The organism is Streptococcus sp. HSISS3 (genome assembly GCF_000448605.1).
Taxonomy (GTDB): Bacteria; Bacillota; Bacilli; order Lactobacillales; family Streptococcaceae; genus Streptococcus; species Streptococcus raffinosi.
The window spans coordinates 1,045,661-1,065,613 of sequence record NZ_CM002130.1 but is presented as its reverse complement, the minus strand read 5'-3'; the positions used below and the strand labels follow the sequence as shown (position 1 = coordinate 1,065,613).

Below are 19,953 nucleotides of genomic sequence, written 5' to 3'. Positions count from 1 at the left end.
CTTTTGATGTTGTTATCACCAATCTCACCAATCCAGGTGGGATTACAGGTGTCGTTATCCCTGTATGGTCTGACCAAAATGGTCAAGACGATCTTGTTTGGCATAATGCTACAAAACAGGAGGATGGTTCCTATAAGGTGACGGTTTCTGCCAGCCAACACAAGTGGAATTCAGGCAAGTACATCGTTCACGGATATTTGACAGATGCATCGGGTAAGAATGTTGGTTTTGGTGCAACTTCTGTTGACGTGGTAGCTCCTAAGAAAATCGGCTCAGCCTCTCGAGGAAACTATGATGTCTTTAATAAGATTGTTTATCTAGATGCGGGCCATGGTGGCTATGATCCAGGGGCTTCTTATTTTGGCATTTCTGAAAAGAGTTTGACCTTGGCTATCCAAAGTCGGGTGAAAGCTAAACTAGAAGCAGAAGGCTATCAAGTTGTGACCACACGCACCAACGATAGCTTCGTGGACTTGACTGACCGTTCACGTGCAGCCAATGCTTCTGAGTCAGATATCTTTGTAAGTATCCACATCAATGCTGCAGGAAGCTCTGATGTGCAAGGTATCGAGACTTATTATTACCAACCTTATGCGGAATATCCTTCACGTATTAATGCGGCTTATCATGCCAATCCGACTCGATTGAGCATGAGTGATACCCTGGCAAATGCTATTCAGTCTAGCCTTATTAACGCAACTGGAGCTCAGAATCAGGGCGTTAAGCGTCGCACCTTTGCGGTCTTGCGAGAAACAACAGCGCCGGCAGTCCTTCTAGAACTAGGTTTCTTGTCAAATCCACAGGAAGCAGCTCGCTTGACGACGTCTGCTTACCAAGAAACTTTGGCAAATGCGATTGTAGCAGGAATTAAGGCTTACTACGAAAAAGAATCTAATGTTTAAGTGATAAGGTTAGCCCATCATTTTGATGGGCTTTTATGCTATAATGAAATAAATATAACCAAAGGAGTGCTTATGGCTTACGATTTACTCTTAGAGCGTTTTTTACGCTATGTCAAAATCAATACACGTAGTGATGAGAATTCAAAAAGAACCCCAACAACCCAAAGCCAGGTTGATTTTGCCTTGGAGGTTCTAAAACCAGAATTAGAAGAACTGGGTTTGACTAATATCCACTATTTGGAAAGTAACGGCTACTTAGTAGCAACCCTCCCAGCTAACGATGCTCAACTAACACGTAAGATTGGTTTCATCTCACATATGGATACTGCCGATTTTAATGCAGAAGGAGTGTCACCACAGGTCATTGATTCCTATGATGGTGGTATTATTTCTCTTGGGACTTCAGGTTATAACCTAGACCCAGCTGATTTTCCAAATCTCAAGAATTATGTCGGTCAGACACTTATTACGACGGATGGTACAACACTGCTAGGAGCTGATGATAAGTCTGGTATTGCTGAAATCATGACAGCTTTGGCTTATTTGAAGGCTCATCCTGAGATCAAACACTGTGAGATTCGTGTAGGCTTTGGCCCTGATGAAGAAATTGGAATTGGTGCAGACAAATTTGATGTTGCTGATTTTGATGTTGATTTTGCCTATACTGTTGATGGTGGTCCCTTGGGTGAATTGCAGTACGAGACATTTTCGGCAGCAGGAGCAGAGCTGACCTTCCATGGCCGTAACGTTCATCCTGGGACAGCAAAAGGTCAGATGGTTAATGCCTTGCAGTTAGCCATTGATTTTCATAATCAGTTGCCAGCAGAGGACCGTCCTGAGTTGACAGATGGTTATCAAGGTTTCAACCATCTTCAAATCATGACAGGTACTGTTGAAGAAGCGAAATCTTCTTATATTATTCGTGATTTTGAAACCAAGTCCTTTGAAAATCGTAAAGCAAGCTTCCAAGAAATTGCCGATAAGATGAATCAGGCATATGGTCAAAAACGTGTTGAGTTGCTACTCAAAGATCAATACTATAATATGCGTCAAGTGATTGAAAAAGACATGACACCTGTCGAGTTAGCCAAGGAAGTTATGGAAGAGCTTGACATTACACCAGTTATTGAACCAATTCGTGGTGGAACTGATGGTTCAAAAATTTCGTTCATGGGCATTCCGACACCGAATCTCTTTGCAGGTGGTGAAAATATGCATGGCCGTTATGAGTACGTTTCCTTGCAGACAATGGAAAAAGCCGTAGATGTTATTCTTGGAATTGTCAGTAAACCTTAATTGAGCTTGCTAAATACTAATTTTATGGTAGAATTAAAAGTAATGGAGGTGCTGAGATGATAAAAATTTTCGGCAAGTATCGTTACCATTGGCAACCGGAATTGTCTTGGCTAATCATTTATTGGTCATTAGCTATTACACCTATCTTTATTGCTGCGGCCCTTCTCTTCGAGTTGTACTCGGTGCCTTATCATATTCTGATGCTATTCACTATTTTCGTTGCCCTATTTGGTTTAGGATTTCATCGTTACTTCATTATCGATGATAAAGGAAATCTTGGTATTGTTTCTTTCAATATCTTTAAGCCACGTAAGGTTAAGATTAGTGATATTGAAAAAATCGAAGTGGTTAAGACAGGCCTAAGTTTTATTTTCAAGAATGGAAAGAAACGTCAGTTTTACATGAGAAAGTGGCCTAAGAAGTATTTTTTAGATGCTTTAGCCCTTCATCCCGATTTTAAGGGAGAAGTAGAGCTGATGGATCATATGACCAATTTTGATTATTTTGCCTTCTATGAGGAATCAAAAAAAGCCCTTAAGCTTAAACTTCGCAAAAAAGGGCTTTAGTCGGACAAGACTTGACAGCTGTCAAGGTCTCGGGGCTATCTTCAATGATTAGGCTAAGTTGGTCGCTATCTCTAAACCTAACTATACCTTCGTCGTCATAATCAAAGATAGGAGAGTAGGTTTGGCATAAACCACAGGCGATACATTTTTCTGGAATTAATGATACTTTCATAGTATTATTTTAAAATAGATTTATTGTTTTTACAAGGAGAATAACATGAGTAAAAAACCATGGGAAGAAAAAGTTTCTGACGAAGAGTTGGAAGATGTTGTTGATGCTGATTTTCTAGATGATGAAGATGAGTATGAAGACTACGATGACTATGAAGAAGATGATGACAATGATTCGTCAGATGAAAAGCGTGACAAGGGTGGTTTCATCAATTCGTCATTCTTGACAGTTCTTTTAGGACTTTTCTTCATCATTGTTGTTTGTATTTTGTTCTTTGTTTTCTACACATCAAATGTTGGAGGAAACAAAACAGCTGAGTCTAAAGAATCTTCTGGTTTCTATTCATCATCAACAAGCAAAGTTGTCAAATCATCATCAAGTGAAAAGGCTTCAAGCAAGGACGAAGAAACTGAGAAATCTACTAAAGAAAAATCTTCAAAAGAGAAATCCTCAGCAACTAAATCATCAAGCTCCTCAAAACATGCTTCAAAAGAAGAAGATGCTGATGCAACTGAAACAACAGCATCAAGTTCTGCAGCAGCTGATGGATCTTCTATCGTTGTCCAATCTGGAGAAGGTGCTGGTTCTATTGCAGCACGTGCAGGTATTTCTGTAAGTGAGTTGGAACGCCTTAACCCAGATCACATGACAAGTGGTTACTGGTATGCTAACCCAGGAGATGTCGTTAACGTTCAATAATTTAATAGCAAAGGAACATCATGAAAGATATTAGAATTGCAATTGATGGTCCTGCGTCTAGTGGAAAAAGTACTGTAGCCAAGATTATCGCAAAAAATCTTGGCTATACTTATCTCGACACAGGAGCTATGTACCGTTCTGCAACCTATCTAGCGTTGCAAAATGGTTTGACTGAAGATAATGTGCCAGAAATTTTAGAGCAACTCTCTCAACATTCTGTTTCATTTGGGAAAGCAGCAGATGGTAGCCAGCAAGTTTATGTTGGCGATGTTGATGTAACTCATCCTATTCGTGATAACCAAGTGACTAACAACGTTTCTTGGGTTGCCGCCATTCCTGAAGTGCGTAAAGAGCTTGTTTCTCAGCAACAACGCATTGCTGAGGAAGGGGCCATTATCATGGATGGTCGAGATATTGGTACAGTTGTCCTACCGGATGCTGAACTTAAGATTTTCTTGATTGCTTCTGTCGATGAACGTGCAGAACGTCGTTATAAGGAAAATATCGAAAAAGGTATTCCGGCTGATCTTGAGACACTTAAGAAAGAAATTGCTGAACGTGACTATAAAGATAGCCACCGTAAGGTTTCACCTTTGAAACCGGCTGAAGATGCTATTACTTTTGATACCACAGGAGTGTCAATTGATGGCGTTGTGGAATTTATTCAAGAAAAAGCGAAGAAAATTATTGACAGGGGATAAATCAATTGTTATACTAATAACAATGAGAAAAGCAGAAGTGAGAACTTCTCGCCTTGCGACCTAGGTTGTCTGGCCCAACATGTCAAATCCAATTATAGGATATAATGTGTGCGGGCTTGTTTATCAAGTCCGCTTTGTTTTTCTCTAAAAAAATAAAGAGGTGAAGATCATAGCTAAGAAAGATCTATTCATTAATGATGAAATTCGCGTCCGTGAAGTTCGTCTTGTTGGTCTTGATGGTGAACAATTGGGAATTAAACCATTGTCAGAAGCGCAAGCTATTGCAGATGATGCAAATGTTGACTTGGTTCTTATCCAACCACAAGCTACGCCACCTGTTGCGAAGATTATGGACTACGGTAAGTTCAAATTTGAGTATCAAAAGAAACAAAAAGAACAACGTAAGAAACAAAGCGTTGTTACCGTTAAGGAAGTTCGTTTGAGCCCAGTTATCGATAAAGGGGACTTCGAAACAAAACTTCGTAATGGTCGTAAATTCCTTGAAAAAGGAAATAAAGTTAAAGTTTCTATCCGTTTCAAAGGACGTATGATTACTCACAAAGAAATCGGAGCTAAGGTCTTGGCGGAATTTGCTGAAAAAACGCAAGATATTTCGATTATTGAGCAAAGAGCTAAGATGGATGGACGACAAATGTTCATGCAACTTGCACCAATTCCTGACAAAAAATAATTGTCAAATTAACACTATTTTAAGAGGAGAATTTTAAAATGCCAAAACAAAAAACACACCGCGCATCAGCTAAACGTTTCAAACGTACAGGTTCAGGTGGATTGAAACGCTTCCGTGCTTTCACATCTCACCGTTTCCACGGTAAAACTAAAAAACAACGTCGTCACCTTCGTAAAGCATCATTGGTACATTCAGGTGACTTTAAACGTATCAAATCAATGCTTTCTCAAATGAGTTAATTCGCTACAAGCATTACAATTTAACTAAACTAGAACTAATTCGGAGGAATATATAAATGGCTCGTGTTAAAGGTGGCGTTGTATCACGCAAACGTCGTAAACGTGTATTGAAACTTGCTAAAGGTTACTATGGTGCAAAACACATCTTGTTCCGTACTGCAAAAGAACAAGTAATGAACTCTTACTACTATGCATACCGTGACCGTCGTCAAAAGAAACGTGATTTCCGTAAACTTTGGATCACTCGTATCAATGCGGCAGCTCGTTTGAACGGACTTTCATATTCACAATTGATGCATGGTTTGAAATTGGCTGAAATCGAAGTTAACCGTAAAATGCTTGCTGATTTGGCAGTTAACGATGTAGCAGCTTTCACAGCTCTTGCAGAAGCTGCTAAAGCAAAACTTGGTAAATAAGAATTAAGATGGGCTTGTCCCATCTTTTTTATGGAGGTAATTATGATTCGTTTAGCAAAAACTGAGGACATTCCGAGAGTACAGGAACTCTTGGAGCAGATTCTTATTGTTCATCATCAAGTGCGTCCTGATATTTTTAAGTCAGAAGGTAGTAAATTTACTAATGCAGAGTTAGAAGTAGTCATTAATGATTCAACTAAGCCTATTTTTGTTTACGAAGATGAGAATGGGTGTATCCTGGGACATATTTTTTTGATAATTCAAGATATTTCTGAAAATGATGGGCCCAAGAAGGCTCATAAGACGCTTTTTATTGACGATCTTTGTGTGGATAAGGAAGCTCGAGGAAAAAAATTAGGTGAAAAACTTTATCAATTCGCCTTGGAATATGCTAAGGAGCTAGGGTGTTATAACGTAACACTTCACGTATGGAATGATAATGATGTTTATGATTGTTTAGGTATGAAACCGAGATATACAGAGATGGAAACTATCCTAAAATAGCCCTATGATAATAAAGCTGGAGTTCCTCTCCAGTTTTTTAAGAATAAAAGCAGCCACAGAAGTGACTGCTAATGATGATTAATTTTTCTTTTTCATTTCGCCGTGTGGGTAGTAAGTCCCTTCAGGCATATCGTTAATGAAAACGTGAATAGCTTCTTTAGGAGCTTTTGCGATACGTGATACAACTTCGGTAACTTCACGAGCAAGCTCGACTTTTTGTTCTTGAGTACGACCTTCAAAGAGATCAATTTTTACAAATGGCATAATGCATCTCCTTAGTTTTGATAGTCCTATTATAGCATTAATTAAGAGAATATTCTAAAGTTTTTGGAAATTCTTGAAATGATATTATCGCAAGGTTAGACTATAACGTTTTCGAAATTGGTAGGGACTTGTGATGTTAGATAATAGTTTACTTTTTTAATGTGATCTATTCTCTGGGGATGAAAACTCTTTCTAAAAATGGTAAAATAGTGCTAATTAGAGACAGTAAGGAGTAAATTATGACAATAGATTTTCGTGCCGAAGTTGATAAACGTAAAGATGATTTAATGGAGGACCTTTTTGGTTTGTTACGCATTAATTCAGAACGTGATGACAGTAAGGTTGATGAACAGCACCCATTTGGCCCTGGGCCAGTAAAAGCTTTGGAACATTTTCTTGCTTTAGCTAAACGTGACGGCTATAAGACGCGTAATATTGATAATTATGCTGGTGACTTTGAATTTGGTCATGGCGATGAAGTTTTGGGTATCTTTGCACACTTGGATGTGGTTCCAGCTGGGAGTGGTTGGGATACAGCCCCTTATGAACCTGTAATCAAAGATGGTAAACTTTATGCTCGTGGCTCATCAGATGATAAGGGTCCAACAATGGCTTGTTATTATGCTTTGAAAATTATTAAAGAGCTGAATCTTCCAGTATCTAAGCGTGTTCGTTTCATCGTTGGTACAGATGAAGAATCTGGTTGGGATGATATGGCTTATTATTTTGCGCATAATGGATTGAAAGATCCTGATTTTGGTTTTTCTCCTGATGCTGAATTTCCAATTATTAATGGAGAAAAAGGAAATATCACTGCCTATCTTCATTTTGAAGGTCAAAACGATGGTGCATTTAGTCTTGTAAGCTTCAATGGTGGCTTACGTGAAAATATGGTCCCTGAATCTGCAAGTGCTGTTTTTACTGGACCTATCACTTTGCAAGAACTTGAGGCTAAGTTAGCTAATTTTGCGGCTGATCAGGGAGTAACTGGTCAGGTGACTGAAGAAGCTGGGGCCTTCCATGTAACTATTCATGGGAAATCAGTTCACGGTATGATGCCTCAAAAAGGTATTAATGGTGCAACCTATCTAGCTCTCTTCCTCAGCCAATTTGATTTCCAAGGGAATGCTGAAGCTTATTTGAACGTCATTGCTGAAACATTGCATAAAGATTTCTTTGGTGAAAAAGTAGGTCTTGCTTACACAGATCCTAAGATGGGTGAATTGACCATGAATGCTGGGGTGTTTCATTTCAATAAGGAATCAGAAGATAATACAATCGCTTTGAATTTCCGCTACCCTCAAGGTGTTGATGTAGATGGTATTAAGGCCGGCCTTGAAAAACTTGAAGGTCCTAAGGAGGTCACCCTTTCAGAACACGGACATATTCCTCACTATGTACCTGTGAGTGACCCTATGGTTCAAACACTTCTTTCGGTTTATGAGAAACACACAGGACTTAAAGGTGAAGAACAAATCATTGGTGGTGGAACTTTTGGACGTCTTCTTAAACGTGGCGTTGCCTATGGAGCTATGTTCCCAGGTTATGTCAACACGATGCATCAAGCCAATGAATTTACTGAAGTTGAGGACTTGTACCGTGCTGCTGCCATTTATGCAGAGGCTATCTATGAGTTAATCAAATAAAAGAAGAGGCAGACTGTCTCTTTTTTTGGAGGACATTATGGAAACACTTGAAGAATTGACAAAAGCCATTATGGCTGATGAACAAAATGAAGTTTATACGGAACAAGGTATAAAACCCTTGTTTACCATTCCAAAAACGGCACGGATTAATATCGTCGGACAAGCTCCTGGTATTCGTGCACAGGAGTCAGGACTTTATTGGAATGATCCTAGTGGAGATAATCTCAGAGATTGGATGGGTGTCTCACGAGAAGAATTTTATGAATCTGGCATGTTTGCTATTGTGCCAATGGATTTTTATTTCCCAGGTCATGGTAAATCAGGTGATTTACCTCCTCGCAAAGGATTTGCAGACAAGTGGCATGAGAAAGTTCTTGCTTTAGCTCCTGATATTCAATTAACGATTTTAGTAGGTAACTATGCACAGCGTTACTATTTGCATCAAAAATCATCGGCAAAATTAACGGATACAGTTAAGCATTATAAAGATTATCTCCCAGAGTTTTTTCCTCTCGTTCATCCCTCTCCTAGAAATAATATATGGCAAGCCAAAAATCCATGGTTTATGGAAGAAGTAGTTCCAGATTTGAAGGACTTGGTCAAAAAAATCTTAAGTCAATGATTTCTGATATATGAACTTGGATTGTCATTAGGTATTGTTATCAAATTAATGAAGCAAGTAACAGAACATATCCCAATGATATAAAGATTTGAGCCCCTTGGGGCTCTTTTTGATGCTATAACAAAAATAGTTGCAAAAATTATTAACAAAACTTTAATATTGAGCTTATATTGTGCAATTTAATTCTAATTTTCAGAAGAAGTAACATATAAAATTAAGGTAGCTATCCTTTTAAACTAAAGAATCAATTAAATAATACTTACAAATTGAAAGTGAGTATAAATTTTTAAAAATATTAAGACAATTCCATTGACAGAAAGTTTAAAAGTGATAGACTTTAGGTGTTAAGAAAATATAGAAGGAAATTTGTGATATGGGAAGAAAAGATTCACAACGTTTTTCAATCAGAAAGTATAGCTTTGGAGCTGCTTCTGTTCTTTTGGGTACAACCATTCTTGCGATGGGGGCAACTGGTGTACATGCAGATGAGGTTTCAACTTCAGCTGCTACTGATACACCACTCAGTGCTTCTGTACTAACAGATACTGCTGCTGATCCGGCAACGACTGTTGATCATTCAGAGAAGCAAGTTGTTTCTGTCAAAGAAGAAGGAAATACCACTGTAACAACAAGTGTTGTTACAACTGATAGTCTTGAGGATGCTAAAACTTCTGCGGTAAAAGAAGGGGTAGAAGTCGAAGAAACTGCACCTCAAACACATACATCCCTAGAGGGTGCCATTGCTGACAATCAAGCTCAATCAAAAGAGATTAATACGGTTGTCTCTGATTATCAGAAAGCAAAAGAAAGCCACAAAAAAGATGTAGCTGAGTATGATAAAGCTCAGGCTGAGTACGATGCTAAAGTGGCCGAAAAAGCAGCAGCTGATAAAGCAAACGCTGCTTCTAAAGCACAGTATGATACTGATCAAGCTGTTTATGAAAAAGGGTTAGCTAAATACCAAGCTGATAAAAAAGCCTATGATGCAGCATTGGAAGAGTATAATACTCAAAAATTAACTTATGATTCTAAAGTAGCCGAAAAAGCAGCTGCCGATGCAGCTAATGCTAAGTCAGAAGCCGATTACAAGGTACAGTTGGCTGTTTATGAAGCTGCTATGGCTCAGTACAGCAAAGACAAGGCAAAATATGATGCTGAGAAGGAAGCTTATGATGCTAAAGTAGTTGAAAAAGTTCGTACAGAAATCGAAAACAAGGCAGCTCAAGAGCAGTATGAGAAAGATCTAGCTACTTATAATGCCGCTTACGAAAAATATCAAACCGATTTAGCTGCCTACAAGACTGCCAAAGCCGCCTACGATGCTAAAGTAGCCGAAAAAGCAGCAGCTGATGCAGCTAATGCAAAAGCTAAAGCCAAGTATGATGCAGAAATGGTCACTTACGAAGTAGCCTTGTCTGAATATAAGACAAATAAGGCTTTGTATGATGCCGCTCTAGCTGAATACAATACGAAAAAAGCAGCCTATGATGCTAAAGTAGCTGAGAAAACACAAGCGGAAATTACTGATAAGGCTGCTCAAGAGCAATATGAGAAAGATCTTGCTGCTTACAATACGGCTTACGAAAAATATCAAACTGATTTAGCTGCCTACAAGACTGCTAAAGCAGCCTACGATGCCAAAGTAGTCGAAAAAGCAGCAGCTGATGCAGCTAATGCGGAAGCTAAAGCGAAATATGATGCAGAAATGGCTGTTTATAATACAGCTAAAGCACAATACGATAAAGATTTACAAGAATACCAAGCTAAGAAAGCGCAATACGATAAAGATAAAGCAGCCTATGATCAACTTGTTGTTATTAAAGCAGAAGAAGATGCTGCAAAAGCTAAGTATGAAGTTGAGCTTGCCAAATACAATGTAGATTTAGAGCAATACGGCAAAGATTTTGCTACATACCAAACAAAACTTGCTGAATATCAAACGGCTTTGGCACAGTACAAAGATGCTAAAGCGGCCTATGATAAGTACATGAATGATAATGGTTTCCAAGATCTAAAAGATGTAGAAACTGTTCAAGATTTGACCTTCCAACGTGAAGGTGGAGCCATTCATACCATCAATGGCATCAGCGCTTATCTCACTCGTGATGCTCAAGCTCGTTTGAATACAAGCAACGTACATCAGTATGATTCCAATAAATTGGAAGCTTCAGATATTGTAGCAACTAGTCCTTGGGCAAATAATGAAACTGAATTTATTCAAATTAAGGAAGGTGACAAATTTGTTGTAACCTATGACAATTTGAATCAGTCAAGCATGCGTGAAAATACAGATATGCATCCTATCAAGCGCGTGATTTACCGTTATGAAATTCTTACTCTTCCATCAAATGACGGTAAAGGAATTGCAGCCGTTAGCTCAGACCCAACTGTAACACTTACAGTCGGTGCTTCAACAGACCAAAATAAACCAGTTAAGGTGGCTGTAGATGTTGAATTCTATGATGGTAATGGCAATAAGTTTGATTTGACACAGTACAATGCGATTGTAGCGTTGAACTCTCTTAACCACTGGACAGGTGCTTCTTATGTAGATAGTGGGGATAAACCTCGTGCCCTTACAGTAGAAGCCAAGGATAAAAATGGTAACACTGTTCGAGGAACTTGGAATCCATATGCAGATGGTTCATCAATGAGCATTGAAAACAATGCAGTTGTTGTTAAAAATGGAACAGCTGACTTTGGTACTGCTGACGTCACTATCTCTGCTGAAAATCCAATTAAAATTGTAGCTCAAAAAGCGACATGGAATGGTAGTGAATTTACAGTTAGTGAAGAAACTATTATCGACGCAACTTCAGTCAATGCTTCCGGTGCTGGGAATGGTCACTCTATCGGAACAGATGAGTTCACATTTGACGGTAAAGATGATGTTATCGGTTCTTATACGATTGATTCAACTTCAGGACGTATCATCTTTACTCCTAAGAAGAAATTTGAAAATGTAGAGCACCAAGAATCTGTAAATGTTGGAAACAATAAATACATTCCAATTCCAAATTCAAGTGTTTCTTATGATTCTGCTACAAAAGAGGTGACATCATTTAAAGATAACCAATACATTGAACATGGGTCTATCTTTAATGGTGAATCTTCAACGACTCTTGAAGGTTGGGATAATCCATCTTCTCCATACCTCTATTATGGTGGAGCAGGCTTGAAGATGGCTGATGGTCACTTGGTATTTACGGCTAATGGAGCTAATGCTGCTGGTCAACCAACAGTATATTGGTTTGCGATTAACTCAAATGTTGGTATTCCAAAAAATCCAGGTGAAGCGCCAAAAGAGCCAACAGCTCCTGAAGAACCAAAGGCTCCAACACCACCAACGATTACATTGGAAGTTCTTCCAGCGGTACCAACAGAACCAACTCCGCCAACAGCCCCTACGGCACCAACAGAACCTAACTATACAGTTGTTACAGTTGATGCAGAGGGACCTAAGGCTCCTACAGAACCAAAAGCTCCAACGCCACCAACTCCGACAGTTGTTGAAGTTCCAGCGGAACCAAGCAAACCAGAAGAACCTAAAGCGCCAACACCACCGACAGAACCTAACTACACTGTGGTTACAGTTGATGGAGAGGCACCTAAGGCCCCAACAGAGCCCAAAGCTCCAACACCACCAACCCCAGTACTAGTTGAAGTGCCAGCAGAGCCACGTAAGATTACAGCGCCAGTAGAACCTAAAGCTCCAACACCACCTACACCAGTAGTCGTAGAGGTACCTGGAGAGCCAACCAAACCAACACCACCAACTGAGCCTAAGGCACCAACGCCACCAACTATGGTTACAGTTAATGTACCTAATAAACCTGTTTCACCTAAGGAACTTGTAGCCCCTAAAGTTAAATGGCATAAGAATTATCTTGTTGAGCGAGTAACACGTCCAGTACCAACGCCACCACCAACTCCTCAAAAACCAAAAACTTCTGGAACACCTACAGGACCAAGCGTTACACCAACTTCTTCTGTAGTTGCTAAGCAAGAAACAGAAAGAACTAATAGCGCCGTATTGCCAGAAACAGGTGATTCTAACCAAAAATTAGCATCTGTAACAGGTCTAGGCTTTCTTTCAATGGCAATTACAGGTCTATGGTCAGCTCGCAAACGTAAACATTAATAAGATAAAATGAAAGATTAGGTTGTTTTGCTATGCAAGACAGTCTAGTCTTTTTTGTTATCTATTCTTTGAGTTTTATCAGCTTAAACTAGTTTGATTGTTAAAACTAATTTAGGAAACTAGAAGAAAGAATTTAGCTGAAATAGGTTATCAAGAACTAATTCTCGCAATGAAAAGTAGCATGAAAACGTATAGTTATGTATTTTTCATAATCTTTTCAATAAAAAACATTAAAGCGAATTGGACTAGATATTATAAAATTAAACCTCCTTTTTGTATCGAAAACGCTATTAATAATAGGGTTTTGTCTATCAAATATTTTGATATTAAAAAGTATTTGAATTTAAGAATCTAATCGAATTTAAAGGAATGCGTGTTTTTATGAGATATCTCAAATTGACATGGTTCTTTCTTTTGTTAGAATATGAACATAACTAAATATAGAAGGACGTAATTTAAATGGGGAAAAAGGAATTACAACGTTATTCACTCAGAAAGTCTAGCCTTGGTGCGGCTTCTGTTCTTTTGGGGACTGCAGTTCTTGCAGTAGGAGCTTCAAATGCAAGCGCTGATGAGGTAGCAACAACTACAGATTCAGCAACACCAGCAGTTGAAGCAACAGATGCTGTTGAAGAAAACACTTCAGCCGTAGCAGATTCAACTGAAAAGAAAGTTGTTAACGTTACTGAAGAAGGTAACACAACTGTTACAACAAGTGAAGTAACAAATACAAGCTTAGAAAACGCAAAAACTGCTGCAACAAACGAAGGGATTGAGGTTAAGGAAGAACCTGCTCAAACTAAGGAAAGTGTTGAAGCAGCTGCTGCGGATAACAAAGCACAAGCAGAAAAAATCAATACAGTCGTTTCTGATTATAAAACGGCTAAAGAAAAATACCAGTCAGATAAGGCTGACTATGATAAAGCAAAAGCAAACTATGATGCTAAATTAGCTGAGAAAGCACTTGCTGATAAATCAAATGCTGAAGCTCAAGCTAAATACGATACTGAAAAAACTGCTTATGATAAAGCTTCAGAGCAATACCAAATTGCTAAGCAAGCTTATGACTCAGCCCTTTCAGAGTACAAGACTAAGAAAGTTACTTATGATGCTAAGGTAGCAGAAAAAGAAGCAGCTGATAAAGAAAATGCCTTGTCTGCAGCTAAATACCAAGCAGAATTGGCAACTTATAACCAAGCAAAAGCTGATTATGAAGCAGCTCTTGCACAGTACAATAGTGATAAGGCCAAATACAATGCTGAAAAAGCTAATTATGATAATAAAGTAGCTGAAAAAGTTGTTATTGAAAAACGTAACGCTGAAGCTGAAGCTAAGTATCAAAATGAGCTTGCTGCTTATAAAGAAGCTAAAGCTAAATATGATGTTGAAAAAGCAGCTTATGACAAGAATATCGAACTTTATAAAACTAAAAAAGCAGCTTATGAAGTAGATCTTGAAACAAAAAAGCCATCGAAAAATACAATGCAGATGCAAAAGCAAAATATGAAGCAGCTTTGGTTGTTTACAATGGGCAAAAAGCAAAATATGACCAAGAGTACCTTGAGTATCAAAATAAATTGGCTGTCTATCAAACAGCTCTTAAACAATACCAAGAGGCTAAAGCCGCTTATGATAAATACATGGATGATCCTGTTTATCGTAATCTCAAAGATGCAGAAGTTGTTCAAGAGTTGACATTCCACCGTGAAACAGAAGCAACTCACAAACTTGAAGGTGTTAGCAACTACTTGACTAAAGCAGCTCAAGAACGCCTTAATACAAGTAATGTTTTCCAATATGATTCTAATAAGTTACAAGCATCTGATATTGTGACAGATAGTCCTTGGACAAACACAGAAGACGAATGGATTCAAGTTAAAGAAGGCGACAAATTTGTTGTGACTTATGATGGCTTGAACCAATCTAGCATGTTGGTTAAAAACGAAGCATCTCCAATTAAACGTGTTGTTTATCGTTATGAAATTGTTAGTCTTCCGTCAAATGATGGAAAGGGAATTGCTAAAATCAGTAAAGATCCAACAGTTACAATGACCGTAGGAGCTTCAACTGATCAAGCTAAACCGGTTAAGGTTGCTGTAGATGTAGAGTTCTACGATAAAGATGGCAAGATGTTTAATCTTAATGAGCATAATGCTGTTGTAGCGCTTAACTCACTTAACCATTGGAATGGTGCTGCTTACGTTGAAACATCTGAACGTCCACGTCCAATTACGGTCGAAGCTAAAGATGTTAACGGCAACACGGTTCGTGGAACTTACAATCCTTATGCGGATGGTTCTACACTGGCTATTCAAAATGGTGAAGTTGTTACGAAATCAGGATATGCTGACTTTGGTGGCGTTACTGTTAACATTTCAGCCGACAATCCACTTAAAGTAGTTGTTCCAATCACTGATTGGAATGGTTCAGAGTGGTTCGTGTCACGTGAAATTCCATCTGATGTAACAACACTTAATGCCTCAGGTAGTGGAAACGGTCATGCTCTTGGTAACCAAGACTATACTTTTGGTGATAAGGACGATGTTATCGGTACATACAGCGTTTCTGCTGAAACTGGTTTGATTACTTTCACACCTAAGAAAAAATACCAATCAACACGTCACCAAGAATACGTTAATATTGGTGATAATCAATTCATCGCTATTCCAAAATCATCAGTTACTTATGATGCAGCTACAAAAGAAGTTACTTCAGTCAATGATAACCAATACATTGACCATGGTTCTGTCTATAATGGTGAAACAACCTCAGACTTAACTGGTTGGGACAATGAAGACTCCCCTTACCTCTATTATGGAGGAGCTGGTATCAAGATGACGAATGGTCACTTGGTATTTACAGCTGATGGTGCCAATGCTGATGGTGCTCCAACGGTCTACTGGTTTGCAATTAATTCGAACCTAGGTTTGCCTAAGAATCCTGGTGAAAAACCTGAAGAGCCTAAGGCACCAACACCACCGACAGCTCCAACTAAACCGTTGATGAAAACGGTTGGTATCAATCCACAAGCACCAACACCACCAACACCTCCAAAAGAACCAGTGGTACCAACACCACCAACTCCAGAGGTAGTAGAAGTTCCTGGTAAACCGCAAGCACCAACACCACCAACAGGTCCAGTAGCGCCAACACCACCAACACCAAAAGTGGTTGAAGTTCCTGCAAAACCGGTTGAACCAACACCACCAACAGGTCCAGTAGCGCCAACACCACCAACACCAAAAGTGGTTGAAGTTCCTGCAAAACCAGTTGAACCAAAAACTCCTGCAAAACCAACTGTTGTATGGCACAAAAACTATGTTGTTGAGAGAGTGTCTCATGTGGTTCCACCAACACCAAAAACACCTCAAAAACCTGTGACACCACCAACACCACCAACGCCTGATACTGAGGTACCTGTAGTTGCGCAACCTGAGTTGCCACAAACTGGTGAACATACAAGTAATGCTGGCTTCCTTGGACTTCTTTCAATGATTTTTGCAGCCTTTATCGGATTCTTCAAACGTCATAAAGAAGACTAAGTGGTACTAATAATTGGCTACTCCATAAGAACTAGACTCTAGCTTAAGAGTCTAGTTTTTTGTCACCTTTAAAAATTCAACCCCCTTAAATCATTTTAAAATATAAGGGAAAAATGGTATAATGAGTAGAATGACTATTATAGAAAGATGAGAGGAGTCGATCATGGAAGAACTGAAGAAAACCGCCGGTGTAACCGCTGCCAAATTTGTTAAAGATGGTATGGTTGTCGGACTAGGAACAGGGTCAACGGCTTACTTTTTTGTGGAAGAAATTGGTCGTCGTATTAAGGAAGAGGGACTCAATGTTGTCGGTGTAACGACATCAAGTCAAACAACAAAACAAGCAGAAGGCTTAGGGATCCCATTAAAGGCAGTTGATGATATTGACAGTATCGATGTGACTGTAGATGGGGCTGATGAAGTGGATCCGCAACTCAACGGTATTAAGGGTGGTGGTGGTGCCCTTTTGATGGAAAAAATTGTTGCCACATCTACCAAAGAATACATCTGGGTTGTTGATGAGTCAAAACTGGTTGATCAACTTGGTGCCTTTAAACTACCAGTTGAGGTTGTTCAATATGGTGCTGATCGTTTGTATCGTGTCTTCGAGTCTAAGGACTATAAACCATCATTCCGATTAACGGAAGAAGGTAATCGCTTTGTCACTGATATGAAGAACTATATCATTGATCTAGATTTAGGTAAGATTGAAAATCCAGTGGCACTTGGTGAGGAACTTAAAGCCATGACAGGTGTTGTTGAACATAGGCTTTTCAATGGAATGGTTAACAAGGTTATTGTTGCAGGAAAAGACGGTGTTAAAATCGTTGAAGTAAAGGCTTAGTCCCATCTGAATTTCTTCATTAACTGAATAACGCAATCTATTGTTTACGAAAATATAAAAATAAAAGAAAAGGTAAAGAGAAAATCTGAAAAAGATTTCAGCTCTTTGTGGTGTTATTATGTCTAAATTTAATCGAATGCATTTAGTTGTTCTTGATTCTGTAGGGATTGGGGCAGCACCTGATGCAAACGACTTTGTCAATGCTGGTGTACCAGATGGTGCTTCTGATACACTTGGCCATATCTCGAAGACTGTTGGTTTGAATGTGCCAAACATGGCAAAAATTGGTCTTGGGAACATTCCACGTGAAGTGCCTTTGAAGACCGTACCAGCTGAAAATAATCCAACTGGTTATGCAACAAAATTGCAGGAAGTGTCTCTTGGTAAAGATACCATGACTGGCCACTGGGAAATCATGGGTCTCAATATTACTGAACCTTTTGATACCTTCTGGAACGGATTTCCAGAAGAGATTATTACTAAAATTGAAGAGTTTTCAGGTCGAAAGGTCATTCGAGAAGCTAATAAACCTTATTCAGGTACAGCAGTTATTGAAGACTTTGGACCTCGTCAAATGGAAACTGGTGAATTGATTATTTACACTTCAGCTGACCCAGTTCTTCAAATTGCGGCACACGAAGACATTATTCCTTTGGATGAACTCTACCGTATTTGTGAATACGCTCGTTCTATCACTTTGGAACGTCCAGCTCTTCTTGGTCGTATCATTGCGCGTCCTTACGTTGGTGAGCCTGGAAACTTCACTCGTACGTCTAATCGTCGAGATTTGGCTGTTTCACCATTTGCACCAACTGTCTTGGATAAATTGAATGAAGCTGGAATTGATACTTATGCTGTTGGTAAGATTAACGATATCTTCAACGGAGCTGGTATTAATCACGATATGGGCCACAACAAATCAAATAGCCATGGTATTGATAATTTGATTAAGGCTATGACTTCTGAAGATTTCAAACATGGCTTCTCATTCACAAACTTGGTAGACTTCGATGCCCTTTATGGACACCGTCGTAATCCTCATGGATATCGTGATTGTTTGCACGAATTTGACCAACTTTTGCCAGAAATCATCGCAGCAATGCGTGAAGATGACCTCTTAATGATTACAGCAGACCACGGAAATGATCCAACTTACGCTGGTACTGACCATACACGTGAATATATTCCTTTCTTGGCTTACAGCCCATCATTTAAAGGAAATGGACTTATTCCTGTAGGTCATTTCTCTGATATTTCAGCAACTGTTGCTGAAAATTTCGGTGTCGATAAAGCTATGATTGGTGAAAGCTTCTTGGATAAACTTGTCTAAAATGAAGCGCTACGCATTTTTGGTTCGTGGGATAAACGTTGGTGGTCGTCATAAGGTAGTCATGGAAGAATTTTGTCGAGAGTTAGAAAAACTCGGTATGTCAAATGTTTCTTCCTATATAAATAGTGGAAATCTTTTCTTTGATTCTTCCTTGATGAAAGAAGAACTCCTCTTAGTTTTAGAGAGATTTCTTAATAAGACTTATCCATTTATTAAGGTGTTTTCTCTTTTTACTCTAGAAGATTACCAAAATGAAGTGGCATCTTTACCTAAGTGGTGGGAAGATGACTTCTATAGAAAAGATGTCCTCTTATATACTGAAAGACTTGATAAGAACGAAATGAAGAAAATCATTAACTCTTTAGAGTTGAAAGATGAAATTCTTCATCTTGGTCAACTTGGTGTCTACTGGGGAAAGTATGATAAATCAAGTTATAGCCAAACGGCTTATCATAAGAAGTTATTGAAAACACCTTTCTATCCATATATCACCATTCGAAATGCAAGAACTTTTTCAAAAATTGGTCACTTTTTAAGAATGAAATAATATTGAGGGAGAAATAAGATGTCGCTACTTGAAAAAATTAGAGTTACGCAAGCCTTTTTGGAAAGTAAAGGAATTGAAAAGCCTGAATTTGGTTTGATTTTAGGTTCTGGACTTGGCGAGTTGGCTGAAGAAGTTGAAGATGCAATTATCATTGATTATGCGGACATTCCAAACTGGGGACAATCGACCGTTGTTGGTCATGCAGGTAAACTTGTATATGGTACTTTGGCTGGACGTAAGGTTTTGGCTCTTCAAGGACGTTTCCATTTTTATGAAGGAAATCCGCTTGAAGTAGTCACTTTCCCTGTACGTGTGATGAAAGCTCTCGGTTGTGAAGGAGTACTCGTAACGAATGCGGCTGGTGGAATTGGTTTTGGTCCTGGCACTCTCATGGCTATCACAGACCACATCAATATGACTGGTCAAAACCCTTTGATTGGGGAAAACTTGGATGAGTTTGGCCCACGTTTCCCAGATATGTCTAAAGCATATACTCCAGCATACCTTGAAATCGCCCACAAAGTGGCTGATAAACTTGGTATCAAGTTGGAAGAAGGGGTTTATCTTGGAGCAACAGGACCTACCTATGAAACACCTGCTGAAATTCGTGCCTTTAAGACATTGGGTGCAGATGCGGTTGGTATGTCAACTGTTCCTGAAGTTATCGTAGCAGCACATTCTGGCTTGAAAGTTCTGGGTATTTCATGTATTACCAACTTTGCGGCTGGTTTCCAAGAAGAACTCAATCACGAAGAAGTGGTGGAAGTGACAGAACGTGTTAAAGGGGATTTCAAAGGTTTGCTGAAAGCTATTTTGGCTGAACTTTAAAAC

At 39.0% G+C, this 19,953-nt stretch carries 18 protein-coding genes, 1 pseudogene and 1 other annotated feature; of the genes and pseudogenes, 17 read left to right on the top strand and 2 right to left on the bottom strand.

Annotation, left to right across the window (positions count from 1 at the left end; genetic code table 11):
• From HSISS3_RS05010 to HSISS3_RS05000, 3 genes are all read left to right on the top strand, one after another.
• Positions 1-902, top strand: a 902-nt coding sequence (locus HSISS3_RS05010; RefSeq protein WP_205618668.1) for an N-acetylmuramoyl-L-alanine amidase, incomplete at its 5' end; no start/stop codon positions are given.
• A gap of 72 nt (positions 903-974) precedes the next feature.
• The gene (gene pepT, locus HSISS3_RS05005) at positions 975-2,198 is read left to right on the top strand and encodes a peptidase T (protein ID WP_021145463.1); all 1,224 of its coding nucleotides are present in this window, start codon (positions 975-977) and stop codon (positions 2,196-2,198) included.
• A 56-nt stretch (positions 2,199-2,254) separates the two neighbouring features.
• Positions 2,255-2,764 carry an EbsA family protein gene (locus HSISS3_RS05000; RefSeq protein ID WP_002888814.1) on the top strand — a complete coding sequence of 170 codons (510 nt, stop codon included), beginning with the start codon at positions 2,255-2,257 and terminating at the stop codon, positions 2,762-2,764.
• Here HSISS3_RS05000 and HSISS3_RS11610 read toward each other — a convergent pair.
• Positions 2,739-2,936: a ferredoxin gene (locus HSISS3_RS11610; RefSeq protein ID WP_081102602.1), complete on the bottom strand. Its 198-nt coding sequence runs from the start codon at positions 2,934-2,936 to the stop codon at positions 2,739-2,741. The genes HSISS3_RS05000 and HSISS3_RS11610 overlap by 26 nt on opposite strands.
• A 45-nt stretch (positions 2,937-2,981) precedes the next feature.
• Between HSISS3_RS11610 and HSISS3_RS04995 the strand changes: the two genes are divergently transcribed.
• From HSISS3_RS04995 to HSISS3_RS04970, 6 genes are all read left to right on the top strand, one after another.
• Entirely contained in the window at positions 2,982-3,635 is a 654-nt protein-coding gene (locus tag HSISS3_RS04995) for an SAG1386/EF1546 family surface-associated protein (protein ID WP_021145461.1), read from the top strand.
• Between the two features lie 20 nt (positions 3,636-3,655).
• Positions 3,656-4,336, top strand: a complete 681-nt coding sequence (gene cmk / locus HSISS3_RS04990) for a (d)CMP kinase (RefSeq protein ID WP_021151937.1) — start codon at positions 3,656-3,658, stop codon at positions 4,334-4,336.
• Positions 4,337-4,359: 23 nt separating this feature from the next.
• Positions 4,360-4,483, top strand: a sequence feature (ribosomal protein L20 leader region).
• A 13-nt stretch (positions 4,484-4,496) separates the two neighbouring features.
• Positions 4,497-5,027, top strand: coding sequence for a translation initiation factor IF-3 (gene infC, locus HSISS3_RS04985; protein WP_008534523.1), 531 nt, complete (start codon positions 4,497-4,499; stop codon positions 5,025-5,027).
• 38 nt (positions 5,028-5,065) lie between these two features.
• On the top strand, positions 5,066-5,266 hold the full coding sequence (gene rpmI / locus HSISS3_RS04980) for a 50S ribosomal protein L35 (protein WP_021151936.1): 201 nt from the start codon (positions 5,066-5,068) through the stop codon (positions 5,264-5,266).
• Positions 5,267-5,322: 56 nt separating this feature from the next.
• Positions 5,323-5,682, top strand: a complete 360-nt coding sequence (gene rplT, locus HSISS3_RS04975; RefSeq protein ID WP_021151935.1) for a 50S ribosomal protein L20 — start codon at positions 5,323-5,325, stop codon at positions 5,680-5,682.
• A 42-nt stretch (positions 5,683-5,724) separates the two neighbouring features.
• A complete protein-coding gene (locus HSISS3_RS04970; protein WP_021151934.1) occupies positions 5,725-6,186 on the top strand; it encodes a GNAT family N-acetyltransferase in 462 nt (153 codons plus the stop codon).
• Positions 6,187-6,264: 78 nt separating this feature from the next.
• On the opposite strand, the gene HSISS3_RS04965 is transcribed toward HSISS3_RS04970, so the two are convergent.
• Positions 6,265-6,450, bottom strand: a complete 186-nt coding sequence (locus HSISS3_RS04965) for a 4-oxalocrotonate tautomerase (protein WP_002888803.1) — start codon at positions 6,448-6,450, stop codon at positions 6,265-6,267.
• A 239-nt stretch (positions 6,451-6,689) separates the two neighbouring features.
• On the opposite strand from HSISS3_RS04965, the gene pepV reads away from it, so the two are divergent.
• The 8 genes and pseudogenes from pepV to HSISS3_RS04925 all read left to right on the top strand — a co-directional run bounded on the left by pepV (position 6,690) and on the right by HSISS3_RS04925 (position 19,950).
• Positions 6,690-8,096: a dipeptidase PepV gene (pepV, locus tag HSISS3_RS04960; protein ID WP_021145455.1), complete on the top strand. Its 1,407-nt coding sequence runs from the start codon at positions 6,690-6,692 to the stop codon at positions 8,094-8,096.
• Positions 8,097-8,133: 37 nt separating this feature from the next.
• Positions 8,134-8,718, top strand: coding sequence for a uracil-DNA glycosylase family protein (locus tag HSISS3_RS04955; protein ID WP_021151933.1), 585 nt, complete (start codon positions 8,134-8,136; stop codon positions 8,716-8,718).
• 373 nt (positions 8,719-9,091) lie between these two features.
• Positions 9,092-12,859, top strand: a complete 3,768-nt coding sequence (locus tag HSISS3_RS04950; protein ID WP_021151932.1) for a YSIRK signal domain/LPXTG anchor domain surface protein — start codon at positions 9,092-9,094, stop codon at positions 12,857-12,859.
• 459 nt (positions 12,860-13,318) lie between these two features.
• A pseudogene (locus HSISS3_RS04945) lies at positions 13,319-16,401 on the top strand (GbpC/Spa domain-containing protein).
• A gap of 163 nt (positions 16,402-16,564) precedes the next feature.
• The gene (gene rpiA / locus HSISS3_RS04940; protein WP_021151929.1) at positions 16,565-17,245 is read left to right on the top strand and encodes a ribose-5-phosphate isomerase RpiA; all 681 of its coding nucleotides are present in this window, start codon (positions 16,565-16,567) and stop codon (positions 17,243-17,245) included.
• Positions 17,246-17,363: 118 nt separating this feature from the next.
• Positions 17,364-18,575, top strand: a complete 1,212-nt coding sequence (locus tag HSISS3_RS04935; protein WP_021145448.1) for a phosphopentomutase — start codon at positions 17,364-17,366, stop codon at positions 18,573-18,575.
• 1 nt (position 18,576) lies between these two features.
• A complete protein-coding gene (locus HSISS3_RS04930) occupies positions 18,577-19,122 on the top strand; it encodes a DUF1697 domain-containing protein (RefSeq protein WP_021151928.1) in 546 nt (181 codons plus the stop codon).
• A gap of 18 nt (positions 19,123-19,140) precedes the next feature.
• A complete protein-coding gene (locus tag HSISS3_RS04925; protein ID WP_021151927.1) occupies positions 19,141-19,950 on the top strand; it encodes a purine-nucleoside phosphorylase in 810 nt (269 codons plus the stop codon).
• Positions 19,951-19,953: the final 3 nt, after the last annotated feature.